The sequence below is a fragment of the Labedella endophytica genome (assembly GCF_003990045.1).
Lineage (GTDB): Bacteria > Actinomycetota > Actinomycetes > Actinomycetales > Microbacteriaceae > Labedella > Labedella endophytica.
In genome coordinates this window covers 1,501,346-1,520,930 of sequence record NZ_RZGZ01000002.1, presented here as the reverse complement: position 1 = coordinate 1,520,930, position 19,585 = coordinate 1,501,346, and the positions used below count along the sequence as shown (strand labels likewise).

Annotated in this window: 14 protein-coding genes; 8 read left to right on the top strand and 6 right to left on the bottom strand. The window is 70.7% G+C overall.

Features of this window, described 5'->3' with window-relative positions:
• Nucleotides 1-94 precede the first annotated feature (94 nt).
• A complete protein-coding gene (locus tag ELQ94_RS10600) occupies nt 95-2,194 on the top strand; it encodes an acyltransferase family protein (RefSeq protein WP_127049868.1) in 2,100 nt (699 codons plus the stop codon).
• A 261-nt stretch (nt 2,195-2,455) separates the two neighbouring features.
• On the opposite strand, the gene ELQ94_RS10595 is transcribed toward ELQ94_RS10600, so the two are convergent.
• Nucleotides 2,456-3,379 (bottom strand): 2-hydroxyacid dehydrogenase, encoded by a 924-nt coding sequence (locus tag ELQ94_RS10595; RefSeq protein ID WP_127049866.1) that lies wholly within the window; start codon nt 3,377-3,379, stop codon nt 2,456-2,458.
• Nucleotides 3,380-3,613: 234 nt separating this feature from the next.
• On the opposite strand from ELQ94_RS10595, the gene ELQ94_RS10590 reads away from it, so the two are divergent.
• The 3 genes from ELQ94_RS10590 to ELQ94_RS10580 are packed head-to-tail and all read left to right on the top strand — an operon-like array spanning nt 3,614 to nt 6,945.
• Nucleotides 3,614-4,948, top strand: coding sequence for an MFS transporter (locus ELQ94_RS10590; protein ID WP_127049864.1), 1,335 nt, complete (start codon nt 3,614-3,616; stop codon nt 4,946-4,948).
• A 42-nt stretch (nt 4,949-4,990) separates the two neighbouring features.
• Nucleotides 4,991-5,818 carry a sugar phosphate isomerase/epimerase family protein gene (locus tag ELQ94_RS10585; RefSeq protein ID WP_127049862.1) on the top strand — a complete coding sequence of 276 codons (828 nt, stop codon included), beginning with the start codon at nt 4,991-4,993 and terminating at the stop codon, nt 5,816-5,818.
• Nucleotides 5,815-6,945: a Gfo/Idh/MocA family protein gene (locus ELQ94_RS10580; RefSeq protein ID WP_127049860.1), complete on the top strand. Its 1,131-nt coding sequence runs from the start codon at nt 5,815-5,817 to the stop codon at nt 6,943-6,945. The genes ELQ94_RS10585 and ELQ94_RS10580 overlap by 4 nt, the downstream gene beginning before the upstream one ends.
• A 223-nt stretch (nt 6,946-7,168) precedes the next feature.
• On the opposite strand, the gene ELQ94_RS10575 is transcribed toward ELQ94_RS10580, so the two are convergent.
• Nucleotides 7,169-9,043, bottom strand: a complete 1,875-nt coding sequence (locus ELQ94_RS10575; protein WP_127049858.1) for a glycoside hydrolase family 2 protein — start codon at nt 9,041-9,043, stop codon at nt 7,169-7,171.
• A 50-nt stretch (nt 9,044-9,093) separates the two neighbouring features.
• On the opposite strand from ELQ94_RS10575, the gene ELQ94_RS10570 reads away from it, so the two are divergent.
• Genes ELQ94_RS10570 through ELQ94_RS10560 form a run of 3 tightly spaced genes read left to right on the top strand, consistent with a single transcriptional unit; the run spans nt 9,094 to nt 12,270 of the window.
• The gene (locus ELQ94_RS10570) at nt 9,094-10,110 is read left to right on the top strand and encodes a LacI family DNA-binding transcriptional regulator (RefSeq protein ID WP_127049856.1); all 1,017 of its coding nucleotides are present in this window, start codon (nt 9,094-9,096) and stop codon (nt 10,108-10,110) included.
• Between the two features lie 31 nt (nt 10,111-10,141).
• A complete protein-coding gene (gene cds1 / locus ELQ94_RS10565; RefSeq protein ID WP_127049854.1) occupies nt 10,142-11,239 on the top strand; it encodes an L-cysteine desulfhydrase Cds1 in 1,098 nt (365 codons plus the stop codon).
• Nucleotides 11,240-11,298: 59 nt separating this feature from the next.
• Nucleotides 11,299-12,270 (top strand): siderophore-interacting protein, encoded by a 972-nt coding sequence (locus ELQ94_RS10560; protein ID WP_127049851.1) that lies wholly within the window; start codon nt 11,299-11,301, stop codon nt 12,268-12,270.
• 3 nt (nt 12,271-12,273) lie between these two features.
• On the opposite strand, the gene ELQ94_RS10555 is transcribed toward ELQ94_RS10560, so the two are convergent.
• A complete protein-coding gene (locus ELQ94_RS10555; RefSeq protein WP_127049849.1) occupies nt 12,274-12,681 on the bottom strand; it encodes a hypothetical protein in 408 nt (135 codons plus the stop codon).
• Between the two features lie 256 nt (nt 12,682-12,937).
• Here ELQ94_RS10555 and ELQ94_RS10550 point away from each other — a divergent pair, with 256 nt between their 5' ends.
• Nucleotides 12,938-14,581, top strand: a complete 1,644-nt coding sequence (locus tag ELQ94_RS10550; protein WP_127049848.1) for a sensor histidine kinase — start codon at nt 12,938-12,940, stop codon at nt 14,579-14,581.
• Between the two features lie 189 nt (nt 14,582-14,770).
• Here ELQ94_RS10550 and ELQ94_RS10545 read toward each other — a convergent pair whose 3' ends face one another.
• Genes ELQ94_RS10545 through ELQ94_RS10535 form a run of 3 tightly spaced genes read right to left on the bottom strand, consistent with a single transcriptional unit; the run spans nt 14,771 to nt 19,463 of the window.
• Nucleotides 14,771-15,739 (bottom strand): NAD-dependent epimerase/dehydratase family protein, encoded by a 969-nt coding sequence (locus ELQ94_RS10545; RefSeq protein ID WP_127049846.1) that lies wholly within the window; start codon nt 15,737-15,739, stop codon nt 14,771-14,773.
• Entirely contained in the window at nt 15,736-18,441 is a 2,706-nt protein-coding gene (locus tag ELQ94_RS10540) for an alpha/beta fold hydrolase (protein ID WP_127050289.1), read from the bottom strand. The genes ELQ94_RS10545 and ELQ94_RS10540 overlap by 4 nt, the downstream gene beginning before the upstream one ends.
• Entirely contained in the window at nt 18,441-19,463 is a 1,023-nt protein-coding gene (locus ELQ94_RS10535; RefSeq protein WP_127050287.1) for a 3-oxoacyl-ACP synthase III, read from the bottom strand. The genes ELQ94_RS10540 and ELQ94_RS10535 overlap by 1 nt, the downstream gene beginning before the upstream one ends.
• Nucleotides 19,464-19,585: the final 122 nt, after the last annotated feature.

Sequence of the window (19,585 nt, the reverse complement as noted above, 5' to 3'; positions counted from 1 at the left end):
GGTGGCTCGCATCGCTTCGCGGCCATCGAGGCGACGTCTTCCGCCGATAGGGTGACGAGGGCCCGGCGCACGCGCATCGGCCGGAGAGGATCGTGTGGCGCAGGACCAGCAGGCGGCGACCGTCTTCCGCCGCGACCTCCAGGGGCTGCGCGCGCTCGCCGTGGTGGCCGTCGTCCTCAGCCATACACTCGGTGTCCCCGCGGGCGGGTACGTCGGCGTCGACGTCTTCTTCGTGCTCTCTGGCTTCCTCATCACCGAGATGATCCTGCGCGATCACGCGCGCACCGGTCGGGTGTCGCTCACTCGCTTCTACGGGCGGCGCGTGAGGCGGCTCCTGCCCGCCGCCGTGCTCGTGCTCGGGGTGACGACGGCGGTGTCGTTCCTGCTGCTCAACCGCCCGCGAGCCGAGTCGGTGCTCGGCGACGCCGTGGCCTCCGCGTTGTTCGTGAGCAACTGGCGTTTCGCCGCGACGGACACCGACTACTTCGCGGCCGGCGAGACGGTGTCGCCTCTGCAGCACTTCTGGTCGTTGTCCGTCGAGGAGCAGTTCACGCTCGTGTGGCCGGCGCTCGTTCTGCTCGTGCTCGCCCTCGTCGCGGCGCGCTCGGCCACGCGTGCCCGGATCGCGGTCGGAGCGCTCGCCGGAACGGTCGTGGTGGCGTCGTTCGTGTTCGCCATGCTGCAGACGGCCGCGTCGCCCGAAGCTGCATACTTCGCGACCGGGGCCCGCGTGTGGGAGCTCGGGATCGGCGCGGTGCTCGCCGCGTCGTCGCCGGCCATCCTCCGGATGCCGGCCGTCGCGCGGGGTGCGGCCGGGTGGCTCGGCGTGGGTGTGATCGTGGCGGCGTGCCTGCTGCTCACGGCAGACTCGGCGTTCCCCGGCCCGTGGGCGCTCGCCCCCACGCTCGGCGCGGCCCTCGTGATCGCCGGAGGGATGGGAGGGGCGTCCCGATCGCTCGTCGTCCTGACGAACCCGCTCAGCGTGGGGATCGGCAACATCTCCTACGCCCTCTACCTCTGGCACTTCCCTGTCGTCGTGCTGCTGCCGATCGTGCTCCCCGACACGGTTGCGGCGCCGCAAGCGGTTCTCCTCGCGGCGACCCTCGCGCTCGCCCTCATCTCCTACGCTCTCGTCGAGCAGCCGATCCACCGGTCGCCGTGGCTCGAACGGCCCCGAACCCCGCGCGCAGAACGGCGGGACGCGTGGACGGAGTGGCGAGGCCGCTTCGGCAGCCAGTTCGTGATGGCGGGGCTCTGCGCCGTGATCGTGGGGAGCCTCGGGGGCATCGTCGTGTCGCCGCAGTTGCAGTCGGTGGGCACGACCACCGCGTCGGTGACGGCGGGCGACGACACCGAGGCGCTCGCCGTCGTGCAGGGGGAGATCGCGGCGGCGACCACGGCGACGGCCTGGCCCGAGCTCTCCCCGTCCCTCGACGATGTCATCTCCCGCAGCACGAGTGACAACCCGGCGCGGGACTGTTTCCAGCCCGGGGACATGCCGGACGTGGGCCGCTGCTCGTGGGGCAGCGGCGACGCGCCCAAGCGGATGTTCGTGATCGGCGATTCCACGGCCCTCGCCTATTCACCGGCCTTCCGTGCGATCGCCGATCAGAGCGGCGGGCAGTGGCGGATCACGACGATCGGGCTCTACGGCTGCCGCTTCACCGACGTGCTCCTCGAGGGCGACGGGGACGGCGTCATGGAGTCGTGCGAGGGCCGGAAGCAGGGGATCGCCGAGATGATCGCCGCCGAGCAGCCGGACATGGTCGTGATCGCCGAGGCGTTCGTCGGTGGGCACACGACGTCCGGTCAGGACCTGTCGCCCGGGGAGATCGTCGATGCGACCGCTCGGTACGCGGCGGGGCTCGGCGTCGGCGACCGCGTGACGTATCTCGCGCCCCCTCCCCTCGGAGCCGACCTCGGGTCCTGCTACACCCAGGTGTCCGCTCCCGCGGACTGTGCGGTGCGGGTGGACGACACGTGGAGGGCATTCGACGCCGCTGGCGCTGCCACCGCGGGAGCCGGAGCGTGGACCTACGTCTCGTCGATCCCGTTCAGCTGCGCCGGTGACGTGTGCCCGGCGTTCGCGGGCTCGCTCCCGACGAAGTTCGACCAGGTGCACCTCACGACGGCCTTCTCGGAACACATCGCCCCGGCCCTCCGCCGCCTCCTCGCCGACGCCGGCCTCCTCTGACCCACGGCGCTACTCCCGAGCGAGGGCTGTAGGTCTACCTATAGCCCTCGGCGCGGATCTGCAGCCCTCGCTGCGGCATAGCCGAGAAAGGGAGCGGATGGGGGAGACCGGCCCCATGTCGTTCTCCCTCGTCCGACCCGCGTCCTCCGTCTCGCCCGTCGCTTCGGCGAGCGTTGGCCGTCTGCGAGGGCGGCAGTTCGATACCGACGGCGCCAGCTCTAGGTGTAGCCCTCGCTCGGGAGTAGCCCTTTGGGGGAGGGGTCAGGTGCGGAGGACGATGTTCTCCGGGTCCTCGCCGGCGAGGAGATGGCCGATCTGGCGGCGGATGAGCGCGGCCATGCGGGGGAGCATGGCGCCGGACGCGCCGCCGACGTGGGGGGAGATGAGGACGTTCTCGAGCGACCACAGGGGGTGGTCCTGGGGGAGGGGCTCAGGGTCGGTCACGTCGAGCGCCAGGCGGATGCGCCCCTCCGTCGCGTGGCTGACGAGGGCGTCGGTGTCGGCGACCTGGCCGCGCGCCACGTTCACCACGAGGGCGCCGTCCGGCAGGGCTGAGAGCACGTCGTCGCCGACGAGTCCGGCGGTCGACGGGGTCAGCGGTGTCACGACGATGACGATGTCGAGGTCGGGCAGCAGCTCGGGAAGGTCGTCGGTGCCGTACACGTGCCCGCGGTCGTCGGACCGGGGCTTCGACGCGACGCGCACGACCTCCACCTCGAACGGCAGGAGCCGGTCCTCGATCGCGCGACCCACGCCGCCGTAGCCGAGGATCATGACGCGCTTGTCGGCGAGCCCCGGGTGCATGCGGCTCTTCCACGTGCCCGACTCGGCGTCGCGGACGAACTGCGGCAGCCCCCGCTGCGCGGCGAGCGTGAGGGTGAGGGCGAGCTCGGCCGTCGCGGTCTCGTGCACGGTCGTGGCGTTCGCGTACGTGATGCCGTCGGGCAGCAGGTCCTCCACGCCGTCGTAGCCGATCGACTGCGACTGCACGAGCGTGTTCTCCACCTCGCCGACCCGGCCGAGGCGGCTGCTGCCGCCCATGTACGGCGGCACGATGAGGTCGATGCGCGACCGCGGCGGGTCGCTCTGGAAGTCCCACTCCACGATCTCGACACCGTCGGGCACATCTCCCACGGCATACGCGAGGCGGGCATCGGGGACGCTGACGACGAGGGAATCTGGCATGTCTTCGACCCTAGCGGGCGGCCCCGACAGCGGCGGGGGATTGCACACCGCGGAGCCCGCCGGGAGGCTCCGCGGATGGCAATCGGATGCCGCGGCAGTCCGTCCGTCACACGACGAAATTCATACTTGTGGATTCACTTCGTTCGTCCCATACTCGATCCCGTACAGTGATCGGTTTTCAGATCTGAACCCCGACACTCGTACTCCAGAGCTCAATGGTGAGAGGAACCGGAAATGACAACATCGAGTGGGTCAGCCGCGGGGATGCCGTCCGGCATGACGACGGCGACGGCGACGGCACAGAACGACGCCGTGTTCCATGAACCGACGGAGCCGGCGAAACCGAGCTACGTCGCCTGGCTGCTCATCGCGCAGCTCGTCTTCTTCATCGCCCTCCTCGGACCGGCGATCGTCGGAATCGGCCTCAAGATCACGTCGCTCGTCGACGCGGGGGCGATCGATCCGAACGGCGTGAACGGCGCCGCGGCCGTCCTCGGAGGCGTCGGCGCGCTCTTCGCCACCATCGCCAACGTCGTCTTCGGACGCCTGTCCGACCGCACGACGAGCCGCTGGGGCCGTCGACGCATCTGGATCGTCTCCGGCACCGTCATCATGACGTTCGCCTTCCTGATCATGGCGCTCGCCCCGAACCTCCTCTGGGCGACCGTCGGCTGGGCGCTCGCGCAGCTCGGCGCGAACATGACGCTCGCGCCGTTCATCGCGACGATCGCCGACCAGGTGCCCAAGTTCCAGCGCGGAAAGATAACGGCGTCGCTCGGCATCGCGCAGAACGTCGGTGTCCTCGGCGGAACCTATGTGGCCCAGGCCTTCGTCGGGAATCTCGTCATCATGTTCGTGGGACCGGCCGTCCTCGCGATCATCGTCATGGTGATCTTCGCCGTCGTGCTGCCCGATCGTCGCCTGCCCATCCGTCCGCCGCGGGCCACCCTCCGCGACTGGGCCGAGACGTTCTGGGTCAGCCCGCGCAAGAACCCCGACTACGCACTCGCCTGGTGGTCGCGATTCCTCATCACGTTCGCGGCTTTCGGATTCACGACCTTCCGCTTCTTCTACCTCCTCCGCCACGTGGGTGTTCCCGAGGAGGACGTCCTCGGTGTGATCTCGACGAGCGTGCTCATCTACACGATCGCCCTCGTGGGCGCGAGCTACTTCGCCGGCTGGCTCTCCGACCGCCTGGGTCGCCGCAAGGTCTTCGTCTGGAGTTCGACCGCGCTCTTCGCGCTCGGCACGTTCGCGCTGATCTTCGTGAACGACGTCGGCAGCTTCTACGTGCTCGAGGCGCTGCTCGGCATCGCGTTCGGCATCTACGTGGGCGTCGACCTGGCCCTCGTCGTGGACGTTCTTCCCGACCCGGAGAACTCCGGCAAGGATCTCGGTGTGTTCAACATCGCCAACGCGCTGCCGCAGACGATCGCTCCCCTCATCGGCGGAATCCTCGTCTACGTGAGCGATCCGACCGGAAACAATTACGCCCTCTGGTTCTCCGTCTGCGCGATAGCTGCGATCGTAGGAGCACTGGTCATTTTCCCCATCAAGAAGGTCCGCTAGTTGCGGGGCCCCGTCGGGCTCCGATCGAAAGGTGTTTCACTCATGACTCTCCCCATCGCATCCGTCCAGCTCTACACGCTGGCGAAGCAGTTCACGGAGGACCCGAACGGGTCGCTCGACAAGCTCGCCGCCATCGGCCTCAAGCATGTGGAGGCGTTCGACTTCGTCGGCCGTCCCACGCAGATCCGTGCAGCCCTCGACGCGAGTGGCCTGTCGTCGCCGACCGGCCACGCCCCGCTGCTCTCCGACGAGCTCTGGACGCCCGACGGCTCCATCCCCACCCCCGCACCGGAGGTCGTCTTCGAGGCGGCCGCCACGCTCGGCATGAAGACGGTCATCGACCCGATGGTGCCCGCGGACCGCTGGCTCACCGAGGAGGGTGTCGCCGACATCGCCGACCGTCTGAACGCGGCCGCCGAGGTCGCCGCGACCTTCGGCCTCTCCGTCGGTTACCACAACCACGCGCAGGAGTTCATCGCGTCCTTCGACGGTCAGACGGCGTACGAGCGCTTCATCGCGACGACGGACCCGCGCGTCCAGATCGAGCTCGACCTCTTCTGGGCACTCACGGGCGGCCAGGACGGACCGGACCTCGTCTCGAAGCTCGGTTCGCGCCTCGTCGCGGTGCACGTGAAGGACGGCATCGCGCCGGCCGAGAACCCCTTCGCTCCGGGTGCCGCGGCGTTCGGTTCGGAGACGCTCGACCAGCGTCGACCGGGTGAGGGAAACGTTCCGCTCGTGGAGTCGCTCGCCGCCGGCGAGGGCGCCATCCAGTACGCCGTCATCGAGTACGACAACGCCCCCGGAGACGTCTTCGCCGACATCCAGGCGAGCTACGACTTCCTCGTCAAGGGTGGGTACGCCGCATGAGCGGGCCCATCGGAGTCGGCGTCATCGGTGCCGGGGTCATCAGCGACACCTACCTCGAGAACCTCGCCTCCTTCCCGGACGTGACCGTCGTCATCGTCGGCGACCTCATCGAGGAGCGGGCGAAGAGCCAGGCGGAGAAGCACGGCGTGCCCGCGTGGGGATCCGCCGCGGACGTCTTCGCGAACGACGACGTGCAGGTCGTCGTGAACCTGACGATCCCCGCCGCGCACCTCGAGATCTCCTCGGCCGCGATCGCGGCCGGCAAGCACGTGTGGAGCGAGAAGCCCCTCGGCCTCGATCGGGCCGGTGGGCGGCAGTTGCTGGCCGACGCCACGGCGAAGGGGCTGCGCGTGGGCTCGGCGCCGGACACGATCCTGGGACCTGGGTTCCAGACGGCGAAGCGCGCCATCCAGGAGGGCGTCATCGGGGAACCGATGTTCGCGACGACCACGTTCCAGACCGTCGGTCCCGACCTCTGGCACCCGAGCCCCGCGTTCCTCTTCGCCCAGGGCGCCGGCCCGTTGCTCGACATGGGACCGTATTACTTCAGCGGTCTCGTGAGCCTCTTCGGCCCGGTGGAGCGGGTCGCGGCGCTCGGACGGAAGAAGGCAGAGGAGCGCGTGATCCACTCCGGCCCAGACGCTGGCACGACCTTCCCGGTCGAGGTCCCGACGTCCCTGCAGGTGCTCACGTCGTTCGCGGCCGGGCAGCAGGCCTCGAGCCTCCTGAGCTTCGACTCCGCGCTCGAACGGCACGGCATCTTCGAGGTGCACGGCACGGAGGGCTCGCTCGTCATCCCCGACCCCAACCAGTTCGAGGGGCGCAGCGCGTTCGTCACGGCGCGCACGTCGCTCGCCGACGGCGACTGGGGCGAGCAGCAGTGGACAGAGGTGGAGCAGAAGGGCATGGTCGTCGGTCGTGGTCTCGGCTTGCTCGACATGATCCGCGCGATCGCGGAGGACCGCCCGCACGTCGCCACCGGCGAGCTCGGCTTCCACGTGCTCGACGTCATGCTGTCCGCGCAGGAGTCGGCGGCGAGCGGCGAGTTCGTGCGCGTCGAGAGCTCGATCTCGGCACCGGTTCCGTCCGTGCCGGTCGACTTCGACCCCTTCGCAGCCACCCTGTAACTGCGCAGGATCAGCGGGCCGCGCGCGACACCGGCGCGCGCTATGCCCCGACCCGACCCCGACCTTCGCCGAAGTGCGGACTTTCGTTCCCTCCTTCGCCGAAGTGCGGACTTTCGTCCCCGATTCGAGGGAATTGGCGACGAAAGTCCGCACTTCGCGGGGGAGAAAGGGGGAGCAGCGGGCGAGGGAGAGCAGCGGGCAAGGGGGAGTGGAGCCGTCCCCGTCAGTCGCGGCCCGTGACGGCGCGGCGGATCTGCTCGATCGGGACCTTCGGTTCGCGGTCGGCGGTCAGCAGTCCGTTGGTCTCCTGCATCGTGTCCGTGAACTGGGTGTAGCAGGACCCGACGAGGAACGAGCTCGCGCGGATGCCGTCGTAGAGCGCCCCGATGCGGGCGATCCAGTCGTCGCCGTCGGAGGCCGCGGTGTAGCCCCAGCCGTCCTCGCGCGCTGCGCCCGGCTGGTAGGTGACGCCGCCGAACTCGGTGAGCATGACCGGCTGCCCGGTATCCGTCGCCTCTCCCACGAGGATGCGGCGTCCTGCCGGCCCGCGGCCCGTGAGGAGTCGCCGCCGCGCGTCCTCGTCCGCGTAGGTCGCCGCGAGCACCGCGCCATCGCCCTCGTAGTCGTGCACCGTGAGGATGTCGGAGGCGGGGTGCTCCCACCCGTCGTTCGAGACGACGGGACGGGACGGATCGAGCGCCCGGGTCACGTCCGCGAGCGAGCGGGCGTACGCCTGCTGCGACCGGTCCGCGTCGATGTGCTGCACTCCCCAGCTCTCGTTCACCGGTACCCACGTGACGATCGACGGGTGCGACACGTCGCGCTCCACCGCGTCCATCCACTCGCGCATCAGTCGCTGCACGGCGGTGGGGGAGAACGCGTAGGCGCCCGGGGTCTCGCCCCACACGAGCAACCCGAGCCGGTCTGCCCAGAAGAGGAAGCGGGGATCCTCGATCTTCTGGTGCAGTCGCGCCGCGTTGAAGCCGAGCTCCTTGATGAGCTCCACCTCCCGACGGTGCGTCTCTCGCGTCGGTGCGGCGATGTGGGACTCGGGCCAGAAGCCCTGGTTCAGGACGGATCGCACGTCGTACGGGAGGCTGTTGAGGAGGAACGCCCCCTCGCCGACGCCCACGGTTCGCAGACCGAGATAGGACGCGACCACGTCGATCTCCTCGCCCGTCGGGGTGATGAGCGACACGGTGGCGTCGATGAGGCGGGGCTTCTCCGGCGACCAGTGGAGCTCGTCCTCACCCTGCCCGTTCGACTGCCGCACCACGGGGATGACGAGATCGAAGGTGTCGGCACCGACGGACATGGTCGATTCGACCGTGCCGAGGTCCTCCCCGCGTTCGTCCCACCAGAGAGCGACACGCACGCGCGATCCCGCGGGAGCGGCGCCACGGAAGGCGACGCCGAGCTCGATGCGCGCGTGATCGAGCGGCACCCACCGCAGGGAGCGGATCGACGTCTCGGCGACGGCCTCGAGCCAGACGGTCTGCCAGATCCCGGTGGTGCGGCGGTACCAGATCGCGTGGGCCTGCTCGTGCCAGTCCTGCTTGCCGCGCGGCTGCGTGAGGTCGTGCGGGTCGTCCTCGGCGCGCACCACGAGCGTGTGCTCGATGTCGCTCTCACCGTCGTCGCCGACGACGAGCGCGGTGACGTCGAAGGAGAACGGGGTGTGTCCGCCCTCGTGTTCGCCCGCGAACGCGCCGTCGATCCACACGCTCGCGCGGTAGTCGACCGCGCCGAAGTGCAGCACCACGCGCGGTGCGTCGGAGGAGAGGCCGGCGTCGTCGAGGTCGCCGCGGGTGATCGTGCGCGCGTACCAGACCACGGGGTGGAACCCGGGCTCGGCGATGCCGGAGGCCGTCGATTCCGGCGGGAACGGCACGACGATGTCGCGCGCCTCTCCGAAGCCGCCCGCCCACCCGGCGGCGAGCCCGACGGAGGAGTCGTCGTGGCGGAACGACCAGGTCCCGTCGAGGTCGGCCCACTGTTCGCGCACGAGCTGCGGACGGGGGTACGAGCCGTCCTGCTGGGTTGCACGGAAGGGAGCGGAGGTCGGGGCGGACCGGGGTGACGCGTCGTCGGAAGTCATGAGTACGAGTTTACAGCGCTGTAAAGAGTCGTCAACGGTATCCTTCGAGGATGCATCGGGTCACGCTCCAGGACGTCGCCGAGCGCGCCGGCGTCTCGATGAAGACCGTGTCCAACGTGGTGCGCGGCTACCGGCACGTCAGTCCCGCGATGCGCGAACGGGTCCAGACCGCGGTCGACGAACTCGGCTACCGGCCCAACCGCATCGGCCGTAACCTCGCCACGGGCCGCTCCCGCATGCTCGGGCTCGCGTTCCCCGATTTGCGGCGACCGTACTTCGCGGAACTCGCGCACGTGTTCGCCCGCGTCGCGGAGGACCGCGGCTACCGCCTGCTGCTCTCGGAGACGGGCGGCACGGAGGAGGGTGAGCGCGCCGTGCTCCACGACCGCGAGGCCGGCATCGTCGACGGACTCGTGATGCATCCGCAGGCGCTCTCCGCCGCCCGGCTCGACGAGCAGCGGCGCGGGATGCACGTGGTCTTCCTCGGCGAGGACCCGCAGCCCGCCGACACCGACCAGGTGGCGATCGACAACGTCGCAGCCGCCGAGGAGGCCGTCCGCCACCTCGTGGCCTCCGGCCGCACGCGCATCGGTTTCCTCGGGCACGAGACGGGCACGCTGTCGCGCACCTCGGAGCTCCGGCTCGAGGGATATCGGATGGCGCTCGCCGCCGCCGGATTGGAGCACGACCCCGCGCTCCTCGTGCCGCGGTCCGTCGGCGACGCCGTTGACGCGGAAGCCGCGCTCGGCGCCGCCCTCGACGGCGGACTCCGGGTGGACGCGCTCCTCTGCCGGGAGGACCTCGCCGCGATCGGGGCCCTCCGCGCCCTGCGTCGCCGCGGACTCGACGTGCCCGGCGACGTCACCGTGATCGGCTGGGACGCCATCGACCTCGGCGAGAGCACCGACCCGAGCCTCACCTCGGTCGCCCCCGACACCCGGGCCCTCGCGGAGCGCGCGCTCGACCTCGTCCTCGAGCGCCTCGACGGCTTCGACGGCCCGGGTCGGCACGTCACCGTCGGCCACCGTCTCGTGCTGCGCGAGAGCGCGCCGGCGGCGGAGCGCTGACCGCCCGGTCTCCACCTCGCCTCGGCCGCCCATGGATCGAGCCCGGCCCGCGAGTACCCTCGAGAGGGTGAGCTCCTGGACCAGTACCGCGATCGCCCTGCTGGAAGCCGACGCCACGCGCAGCGCCGACACGCACCTCCACATCTTCCCGCTGCCGAGAGAGTGGGGGATCGACCTCTATCTCAAGGACGAGTCGGTGCACCCGACGGGTTCGCTCAAGCACCGACTCGCGCGGTCGCTCATCCTCTACGGCCTCGTGAACGGTCGCATCCACGAGGGCACGACGCTCGTCGAGGCGTCCAGCGGATCGACGGCCGTCTCGGAGGCGTACTTCGCCCGGATGCTCGGCCTGCCGTTCCTCACCGTCGTCCCGCGCTCGACGAGCCCTGAGAAGATCCAGCTGATCGAGTTCGCCGGCGGTCGCTGTCACTACGTCGAACCCGGGTCGGACATGTACGGCGAGGCCGAGCGGCTCGCGGCCGAGTGCGGCGGGTACTACCTCGATCAGTTCACGTACGCCGAACGGGCCACCGACTGGCGGGGGAACAACAACATCGCCGAGAGCGTGTTCTCCCAGCTCGCCTTGGAGCGGCACCCCATCCCGAGCTGGATCGTCGTCGGGGCGGGGACGGGCGGGACGAGCGCGACCTTCGGCCGCTACGTGAAGTACCGCCGCCACGCGACGCGCGTCGCGGTCGTCGATCCGGAGGGCTCCGCCTTCTTCGGCGGATGGCGCGACGGGGACGCGGGGCACACGACGGGCACGCCGAGCCGGATCGAGGGGATCGGTCGCCCGCGCGTCGAACCGTCGTTCGTCCCCGGGGTGATCGACGAGATGCTGCAGGTCCCCGATGCGGCCTCGATCGCGGCCGTCCGGCTCCTGCGCGAGCGCACGCTCCACTGGGCCGGCGGATCCACGGGCACGAACCTCGTCGGTGCGTTCCGGCTCATCGCGCGCATGCGGGCGGCGGGCGAGCAGGGCAGCATCGTGACGCTCATCTGCGACGGAGGGGCGCGCTACGCGGGCACCTACTACGACGACGACTGGGTGAGCGCACGGGGATGGGATCTGGCTCCGCATCGCGAACGGATGGAGCGTTTCCTCGAGAGCGGCACCTGGGTGGAGTGAGGGTGGGGATCACCGGTGCCCTAGCGCGTCCGGCCTCGTCAGGTTAGGCTTTCCTTACCATGACGCTTATCGACGACCGGACCGACACCGCCCCGATCCCCTTCCGCCTCTTCGAGGTCGAGGTCAAACGGATCGTCGCGATCAGCCCGACGTACCGCCGCGTCACGTTCACGGGGCCGCTGTGCGACGGTATCGCCGACAACCGCCACGACCAGCGCATCAAGTTCCTGCTCCCCACGGAGACGGCCGGGGTCGACGACTTCTCGCTCGAGCCGACCACCTGGTACCAGCGCTGGCGCGAACTGCCCGACGAGAAGCGCATGCCCATGCGTACCTACACGATCCGCGAGGTGCGGTCGGGCGTCGCCGAGTTCGACGTGGACATCGCGATCCACGGCCGCCTCGGTCCGGCCTCGTCCTGGGCGCTCGACGCGCAGCCCGGCGACCGCATCATCGTGAACGCGCCGTGCGCGCACTACCCCGACGTGCACGGTGGAGTGGACTGGCACGCCCCGGAGACGGTCGACCGCGTGCTGCTCGCGGGCGACGAGACGGCCGCCCCCGCGATCGCCGGCATCCTCGAGCGTCTGCCCGCCGACGCGTGCGGCGTCGCCGTGATCGAGGTGCCGCACATCGACGACGCGGTGGTCATCGGCTCGAAGCCCGAGCACGTCGAGGTCGTCGTACTCGCCCGGGGCGACGCGAAGGTGGGAACCCTGCTTGCGCCGGAACTGAGGAAGCGTGCCCCGCGCGTGCTCGAGGAGTGCGAACTCATCGCGCGCGCCGAGCGCATCGCGAACGCGCCTCTCGAAGACGTCGACATCGACCGCGGCCTGCTGTGGGAGGTGCCCGTCTCCGCGACCGGTGGCGCCGCGCTCGGTGACCGCGCCCCGTTCTACGCGTGGCTCGCGGGCGAGGCGAGCGTCATCAAGATGCTCCGCCGGCTCCTCGTGTCGGAGCTCGGCGTCGACCGCCGCTCCGTCGCCTTCATGGGCTACTGGCGAGAGGGCCGCGCGGAACTCGGCGGATGACTCTTACGCGTTCGCGCGGAAGCGGCTCGGCAGGGGAGGTACCCGCAGCCAGGCCGAGCGGTTCTGACCGTGATGGTCCGTCCAATCGACGAAGACCGTGCCGACGGCGACGACCGCTGCGACGCTGCCCGGCTCCTGCAGCGACGCGACGACGATGCGTCCGTTCCGCCGCAGCCGATCGACCGCGATCTGAGGACCGTTCGGGACGTCCACGACCACGGAGCGTGCCGTCCGGCGTCCCGCGTTGCCGAGTGCGAGGCCGGACGGTGTGACGAGCGATCCGGTGATGATCGGATCGATCCAGGTGAGGAAGAGCTCGGCACGGCCGGTGCGGTGGCGGCCCATGGCGGCGGCAGGTGCGCCGATCGGCGACGTGGGGGCGGTGGTCGCGGCGACGCGGTCGATGCTCATGGTGTCTCTCTGCCGTGCGTCACGCCTCACGGGCGCGGCCGGTGGAACACACGGCTCTCCCATTGCATCCCACTGGTGGCAACTCGGCATCCCCCAGTGCCGGTGACACCGGGGGAGCCATCGCTCTCATGGCCGGGCCCATGGTGAATCGTGGCCGTTCGACGCACGGCCGCGAGGCGGATCGATACAGTGCCAGCAGAAGACGCCATCATGGGAACAACGGGCTGACGATCGGCCCGGGGTCGTGGAGGTCGCCGTGCCGTTGTTCGAGCAAGAGGGGTCGCCGCGCGGCCGGTTGCGCGTGTTCGTCCGGGCGCAGCTTCCGCTGCTCCTCGCGACGGCCTTCGTCGTCGCGGTCGTCGCCGTCGCCGTGCCCGCCGCAATGACGAGTCCGGTCTTCCTCCTCGGCGTCGGCGTGATCGCGCTGGCCTCCCTCGGGGCCGCCGTGCTGCCGTGGGAGACCGTCTCTCCCAACGCCCTCATGTCGGTGGCCGTGGTCGACATCGCCGGCGTCGCCTTCATCCGGGCGGAACTGCTCGACGACATCCCGTCCATCGGCATGCTCGCCATCTTCCCGATCCTGTGGCTCGCCTACGGGTTCCATCGCTCGGCCGTCCTGCTGGCGGTGGCCGGGGCTCTCTTCATCACCTCGTACGGGTTCGCCTACGGCGGCACGTGGCCCACGACCGCCCTGCAATGGGCGAACGTCATCACGCTGCCCGCCCTCATCATCGCCGTCGCGGTCGTCGTGAATGCCGCCTCGTCGCAGCTCCGACGGAACCGGGAGCGGTTGCTCGTGGCGCACGATTCCCAGGCCGCTGCCCTCCGCACCTCGCAGGACAACGAGCTGTTGTCGCGTGCGATCCTCGACACCGTGACGGCCGGCGTCGCGTTCTACGATTCCGACAATCGGCTCGTGGTCGCGAACGATTCGGCCTCGGCACTCACCGGGCTCGTCGGCTTCCGCCTCGATGAGCCGCCCTACGCGGGCGAGAACGTTCTCGTCGCCGACCGGTCCACGACAATCCCCTTCGACCAGCAGATCATCCCACGGGCGCTCCGCGGTGAGGTGATCGACGAGCACGTCGAGTGGCTCGGTCCCGCCGGCGCTCAGGTGGCGATCATGGCGTCCGCGCGCCAGGTCCACCGGCCCGACGGCGATCTCCTCGGCACCGTGATCATCGCCTACGACATCACCGAACTCGCGCAGGCCATCGACATCCGGGAGGAGTTCCTCACGACCGTGTCGCACGAACTGCGCACGCCGCTGACGAGTATGACCGGGTACCTGGAGCTCCTCGAGGAGTCGCTCCCTGAGGGTGATGCGACGAGCGCTCGCTACCTGGAGGTGATCGCTCGCAACACGAAGACCCTGCGCGACCGTATCGCCGATCTCCTCGCGGCCACCGAGGCGGAGACGCTCGCCGAGCCGCGGCCGGTGCACATGGGCACCATCGTGGACACGGCCATCGTGGCGGTCTCGGGGCACGCCTCCGCTCGAGGGCAATTGCTCGACGTGCGCCGGAACGACACCGCGCCTGCGTGGGTCCAGGGAGACGCCGTCCAGCTCCGCAAGGCGCTCGTCGAACTCCTGACCAACGCGATCAAGTTCAGCCCGACCGAATCGCGCATCACGATCGAGCAGGACACCACGGACTCCGAGGTCATCGTGACCGTGCACGACCGGGGCCCCGGGCTCGATCGCGGCGAGCGAGCGCAGATGTTCGACCGTTTCTACCGGACGCCCTTCGCCCGCGCGAACGCGATCCAGGGCTTCGGTCTCGGACTCGCCCAGGTGAAGAACACGATCGACGGACACGGCGGTCGGTTGAGCGTCGCGAGCGCCGCGCAGCGCGGCACCCGCGTCACCGTCGCGATCCCCCGCGACAAGACCGCTTAGCCGACCCCGCCGTTTCGGAGCGTCGCCTCGCGACCACCCCCCGCGAGGTGCGGACTTCGGTCCTTCCCATCGTGGAAGTGCGGACTTTCGTCCCCTGATCGGGCCCGGAGGCGACGAAAGTCCGCACTTCCACGGGGGTTGAGCAAGAGGAGCCCCGACGGAGGCGGCCGGATGCGCGGGAGGGCTGGATCAGCCGGCGTAGTGGGCGGCGAGGCGGGCGAGGCCCTCGTCGATCGAGACGGTGGGCGCCCAGTCGAGGTCTCGGCGCGTATCCCGCTGGTCGAACCAGTGCGCGGTGGAGAGCTGCTCGGCGAGGAAGCGCGTCATCGGCGGCTCGTCCGTGCCGGGGCGGATCGCCCACACGCGTTCGATCGCGGAGCCGGCGGCGCGAGCGAGACCGGCGGGCACGCTCCAGCGCGGCGGGGTCACGCCGGCCGCCACGCAGATGCCCGCGAGGAGGTCGCCGACCGGGCGGGGTTCGCCGTTCGTGATGACGTACGCGCTGCCGTGGGCCGCGTCGGCGCGGTGCAGCGCCGCGACGATCGCCGAGGCCGCGTTGTCCACGTAGGTCGAGTCGATGAGCGCGGTGCCGCCGTCGAGGAGGGGGAGTCGACCGCGGCGCGCGCGGTCCACGATGCGTTCCACGAGCTGTGTGTCCCCGGGTCCCCACACGAGGTGCGGGCGCACGGCGACGACGCACATCGCGTCGGAGTCGCGGGCCAGGGCGATGAGCTCCGCCTCCGCCTTCGTGCGGGCGTAGTCGCCTCGGGCGTGCTCGGGCGACGCGGGTTCGGCGCCCACCCCCGCGAGGGCCGAGCCCGCATGCGCGACGGACGGGGAGGACACCTGCACGAAGCGGGAGACGCCCGCGCGCTCGGCGGCGTCGAGCAGCAGGCGCGTCCCGCCGACATTGACGGTGTGGAACTCGCGCGGGTCACCGGTGAGCGAGACCTTCGCGGCGAGGTGCACGACGCCCTCGACGCCCTCCACGGCGCGCTCGACGAGCTCCGGATCGGTGACGGAGCCGAGCACGTCGGTCACGCCGGCCACACCGGTGGGGCGGCGTTGCAGCGCCCGCACCTCGTGACCCGCCGCGACGAGCTCCGCGGCAACGGCGCGGCCGAGGAATCCCGATGCTCCCGTGATGAGGACGATCACGGTGCGGTCGTCGTTCCGCCGGACAGCGTGCGCTCCGCCCACGTGGACAGACGGGAGCGGTCGATCTTCGAGTTGTGGCGGATGTCCGTCGGCAGCTGCGGCACGACGAGCACGGCGACGAGCGGAAGCGACGTGCTCGAGCGGATGGCCCGTGCGAGCTCGGGTGACGCGAGCCCCGGGCGCTTCGCGGTCGAGGTGGTCTCGACGACGGCGACCGCCTGCCGGAGTCCCTCCGGTCCGACGCCCACGACGGCGGCGCGGCGCACGTCCGCCACGCGCTCGACGTCCTGCTCGGCCCCGACCGGCGCGATCGGACCGTCGGCCGCGACGATCACGTGCGGCAGGCGCCCCTCCACCCAGACGCGACCCTCCGCGTCGAGGTGTCCGACGTCACCGGTGCGGTGCCAGCGGGCGTCGCCCGGCTCGGGGCTCTCCCCGTCGATCGTCCGGCCGGCCTCGGACGGCGTGCCGCGCTCGGCCTGGCGATCCGTGAGCCACAACCGGTCGTAGTGGTCCTTGAGGTGCGGCGCGGAGATCACGAACTCCCCGAGCACGCCGGGCTCGTCGCTCGGCTCCCCGGTGGCCCGGCCCGCAGCATCGAGCGCGCTCACGAGCACCCGATTCGAGCCGATCGGCCGTCCGACGCATACACCGTGGTCCGGAGCGTCCGCAGCCGCGCGGATCTCGTCGAGCGTCACGTCCGTGACGAGCAGGCACTCCGTCATCCCGTAGGGCGTGTGCGGCGTCGCGTTCGGCATGAGGGCGGAGGCGGACGCGAGCAGTTGCTCGCCGATCGGGGCGCCGGTGGAGAGGAACGTGCGCACGCGCGAGAGCGCCTCGCGGTCGGACGCCGTCAGGGCCTCGGCCGTGGCGACGACGTTGAGGATCGCGGCGGGCGAGAGGAACACGATGCGTCCCTCGGATGCGCGGACAGCCGCGGCGACGGCGGTCGCGGTGAGTGTGCGCGGTGCCGAGACGTCCATGTCGGGGGTCACGGAGTGCGTGCCGAGGGCCGGTCCGAGGAGGGCGAACGGGGCGAAGCCCGTGACGAGTCCGGTGTCGGCTGTGATGTCGAAGTGGCCAGCCAAGGTGTCCCGCAGAGCGGAGAGCTGGCCGTGCGTGTACCCGACGCCCTTCGCCGGTCCCGTCGACCCCGAGGTGAAAAGGATCGCGGCCTCGTCGTCCGGACCGGGGGGAGCGGGAATGGGCGCATCCGTGCCGCGTTCCACGAGGTCCGCGAGGCTGTACGAGACGCCGAGGGCCCGCGCCGAGGCGCGCGGGAGGCGGGCCGCCGAGATGCGCACGCCCGGCCACCCGAGGGCGCGAGCGGCGGTGAGTCCGAGCGCCTCTCCGATCACGAAGTCGGGCCAGGACCCGCGGACCGCGCGAGTGAGTCCCTTCACACCGAGCCCCGCGTCGGCCACGACCACGACGGCGCCGATCCGCAGGCACGCGTAGATGACGGCCGTGAGCGTCGGCCCGGGCTGCACGAGGAGGGACACGCGGTGGCCCTTGCGCACGCCGATGCGATGGAGGCCGGACGCGATGCGGCGCACGCGATCGTCGAGCTGCCGCCAGCTGACACGCAGCGGGGTGTCCCGACCGCGCGGCGCCATGTCGATCACCGCGATCGCCTCGTCGGTCCGGCGCTCGTCGAGTCCGCGCCACAGGGGCACGAAGGGAGCGTCGTCGGGTGACGCGGATGGCTGGGCCGCAGCATCCCGCGGTGAGGAGGTATCGAGACCGGACAGTCGAGCGCCGTTGTCGTCGAGCCAGTCGAGCACGGCGTCCGCGTAGGGACGGTCCTCGGCCACGAGGTGGCTCGCACCCTCGAACCGGTGCACGTCCGCGTGCGGCAGCCGGTCCACGAGATCGTCGAGGTAGCGGTCGCTGAAGATCGGGTCCTTGGGTCCCCACAGCATGAGAGCGGGCACGTCGAGCCGTGCGACGGCGGAGGAGATGCGCTCGAGCTCGGCGAAGCTCTCGTGGCGGGAGTCCACCGGGATGTCGGCCACGAAGCCGCCGATCGCTCCGCGCCGCGCGGCCGTGCGATAGGGCGCGTGGTACGCGTCCTTCACGGCCGGGTCGAGGGCCGGCGAGGCCAGCGCGAGCGTCGTGTCGAGGAACGCCGTGGTTCCCACGGTGGACGCGGCGAGCACCCCGCGGGCTCCCGCGAGCCGCAGCGGCGCGGGGATCGGCACGCCCTCGGGGTGGTGGATCGCGGTGTTGAGCATCATGACGCCGGCGAGCGACGCGGCGTGGTCGACGGCCCAGCCGAGGGAGACGACCCCGCCCCAGTCGTGGCCGAGGGTGACGACGGGTCCGTCGAGGGCGAGGGCCTCCGTGAAGGCCGCGAGGTCGGACACACGCTGGGCGAGGGGTCGGTGCAGCCCGGTGCGCTCCGAGAAGCCCATGTCGAGCTGGTCCACGGCGACGACGCGCCAGGCCGGTCGGCCGGCCTCCGCCGCGCGCACCGAATCGGACACGATGCGGCGCCACAGGTAGGACCACGTGGGGTTGCCGTGCACGGCGAGGATCGTGCCGGCCGTCATGATCCCGAGCTCCGACAGGTGTGGTCCGGTATCGAGGTGGTGCCAGACGCGGGAACGACCGGCGTCGATCCCGCGACCGGGAACGGTGGCGAGGCGGCTGAACCGCGGGTCGAGCCCCGGGAGACCGGAGGGAGGAAGCTGGGCTTCCATCACCACGCGAGCTCCATCATCGCCGTGTTGAGTCCGGACCCCACACCCATGAGGAGTACGCGGTCGCCCTTCTTCAGGGTGTCCTGTTCCTCCACGAGCGTGATGGGGATGGACGCCGGGCCGACGTTGCCGAGGTGCGGGAAGGTCGTGGGCACGCGGTCGCGGTCGAGCTTCGCGGCCTTCACGATCGCGTTCGTGTGCACGGACGAGACCTGGTGCGTGATGTACCGGTCCATGGAGGTCCAGTCCCACTCCGTCGACGCTTCCTTCCATGCGGAGACGACGAGGTCGAGTCCGCCCTTCAGGAGCGCCTTCGCGTCCGTGAACATCCCGTCGACGCTGCCGACGCACAGCTCGTGGAACTGCGTCGCCGCGCGCGTGACGCCGCCGAGGATGCGGTGACCGCCGGGGTGCTCGTCCGCGCGGCCCAGCACGGCGGCGGCGGACCCGGAGCCGAGGGTGAGGGAGGCGAACTCGCTCATGAAGCCCTCGCGGTCGACGTCCTCGCGGAGGAGTCGGTCGATCGTGTTGGTCTGGATCTCGTCGGCGTCCTCGCCGTTGACGACGATCGCGTACCGGATCTGACCGGACTCGATCATGCTCGCCGCGAGGCTCATGCCGTTGACGAAGCCGAGGCACGCGTTGGCGACATCGAAGTTGATCGCGGAACTCGGAAGGCCGAGGCCGTGGTGCAGGCGCACGGCGACGGACGGTTCGAGGTGTTTGCGGGTGACCGAGGTGTTGATGAGGAGTCCGACGTCCGAGGGGTCGACCCCGGCCTCGGCGAGAGCACGCTTGCCCGCCTCGATCGTCGCGTCGTCCGTGGATTCGCCGTCGGCCCAGTTGCGGCGCTCGAGCACGCCGGCCACGCGGCGCAGCATCCCCTTGTGCAGTTTGAGTCGCTTGAGCGCGGACGCGAGGCGGGCCTCGATGTCGTCCGAAGTGGTCACCCGAGTGGGCAGGGTACTCGCGACCGACAACAGGGAGACGTTGTCGAAGCGGGTCGTCGCATTTCCTGTCACGAATCCTCCGTCGAACGAGCCGTCAGCTCGTTTCACCAAGGGATCATTTTATCCCCGCGAATATGAACGAGGGGCCATGTGCTCCCAGCTACCGCGCGAGCCGCCGACGTGGTACGCGTTCG

What these genes read in the sequence shown, in the direction of transcription:
- ELQ94_RS10570 (WP_127049856.1), top strand. Translation starts at nt 9,094, where the DNA reads ATGCATCGGGTCACGCTCCAGGACGTCGCCGAGCGCGCCGGCGTCTCG.
- ELQ94_RS10590 (WP_127049864.1), top strand. Translation starts at nt 3,614, where the DNA reads ATGACAACATCGAGTGGGTCAGCCGCGGGGATGCCGTCCGGCATGACG.
- ELQ94_RS10560 (WP_127049851.1), top strand. Translation starts at nt 11,299, where the DNA reads ATGACGCTTATCGACGACCGGACCGACACCGCCCCGATCCCCTTCCGC.
- ELQ94_RS10580 (WP_127049860.1), top strand. Translation starts at nt 5,815, where the DNA reads ATGAGCGGGCCCATCGGAGTCGGCGTCATCGGTGCCGGGGTCATCAGC.
- cds1 (WP_127049854.1), top strand. Translation starts at nt 10,142, where the DNA reads ATGGATCGAGCCCGGCCCGCGAGTACCCTCGAGAGGGTGAGCTCCTGG.
- ELQ94_RS10585 (WP_127049862.1), top strand. Translation starts at nt 4,991, where the DNA reads ATGACTCTCCCCATCGCATCCGTCCAGCTCTACACGCTGGCGAAGCAG.
- ELQ94_RS10595 (WP_127049866.1), bottom strand. Translation starts at nt 3,379, where the DNA reads ATGCCAGATTCCCTCGTCGTCAGCGTCCCCGATGCCCGCCTCGCGTAT.
- ELQ94_RS10540 (WP_127050289.1), bottom strand. Translation starts at nt 18,441, where the DNA reads ATGGAAGCCCAGCTTCCTCCCTCCGGTCTCCCGGGGCTCGACCCGCGG.
- ELQ94_RS10555 (WP_127049849.1), bottom strand. Translation starts at nt 12,681, where the DNA reads ATGAGCATCGACCGCGTCGCCGCGACCACCGCCCCCACGTCGCCGATC.
- ELQ94_RS10575 (WP_127049858.1), bottom strand. Translation starts at nt 9,043, where the DNA reads ATGACTTCCGACGACGCGTCACCCCGGTCCGCCCCGACCTCCGCTCCC.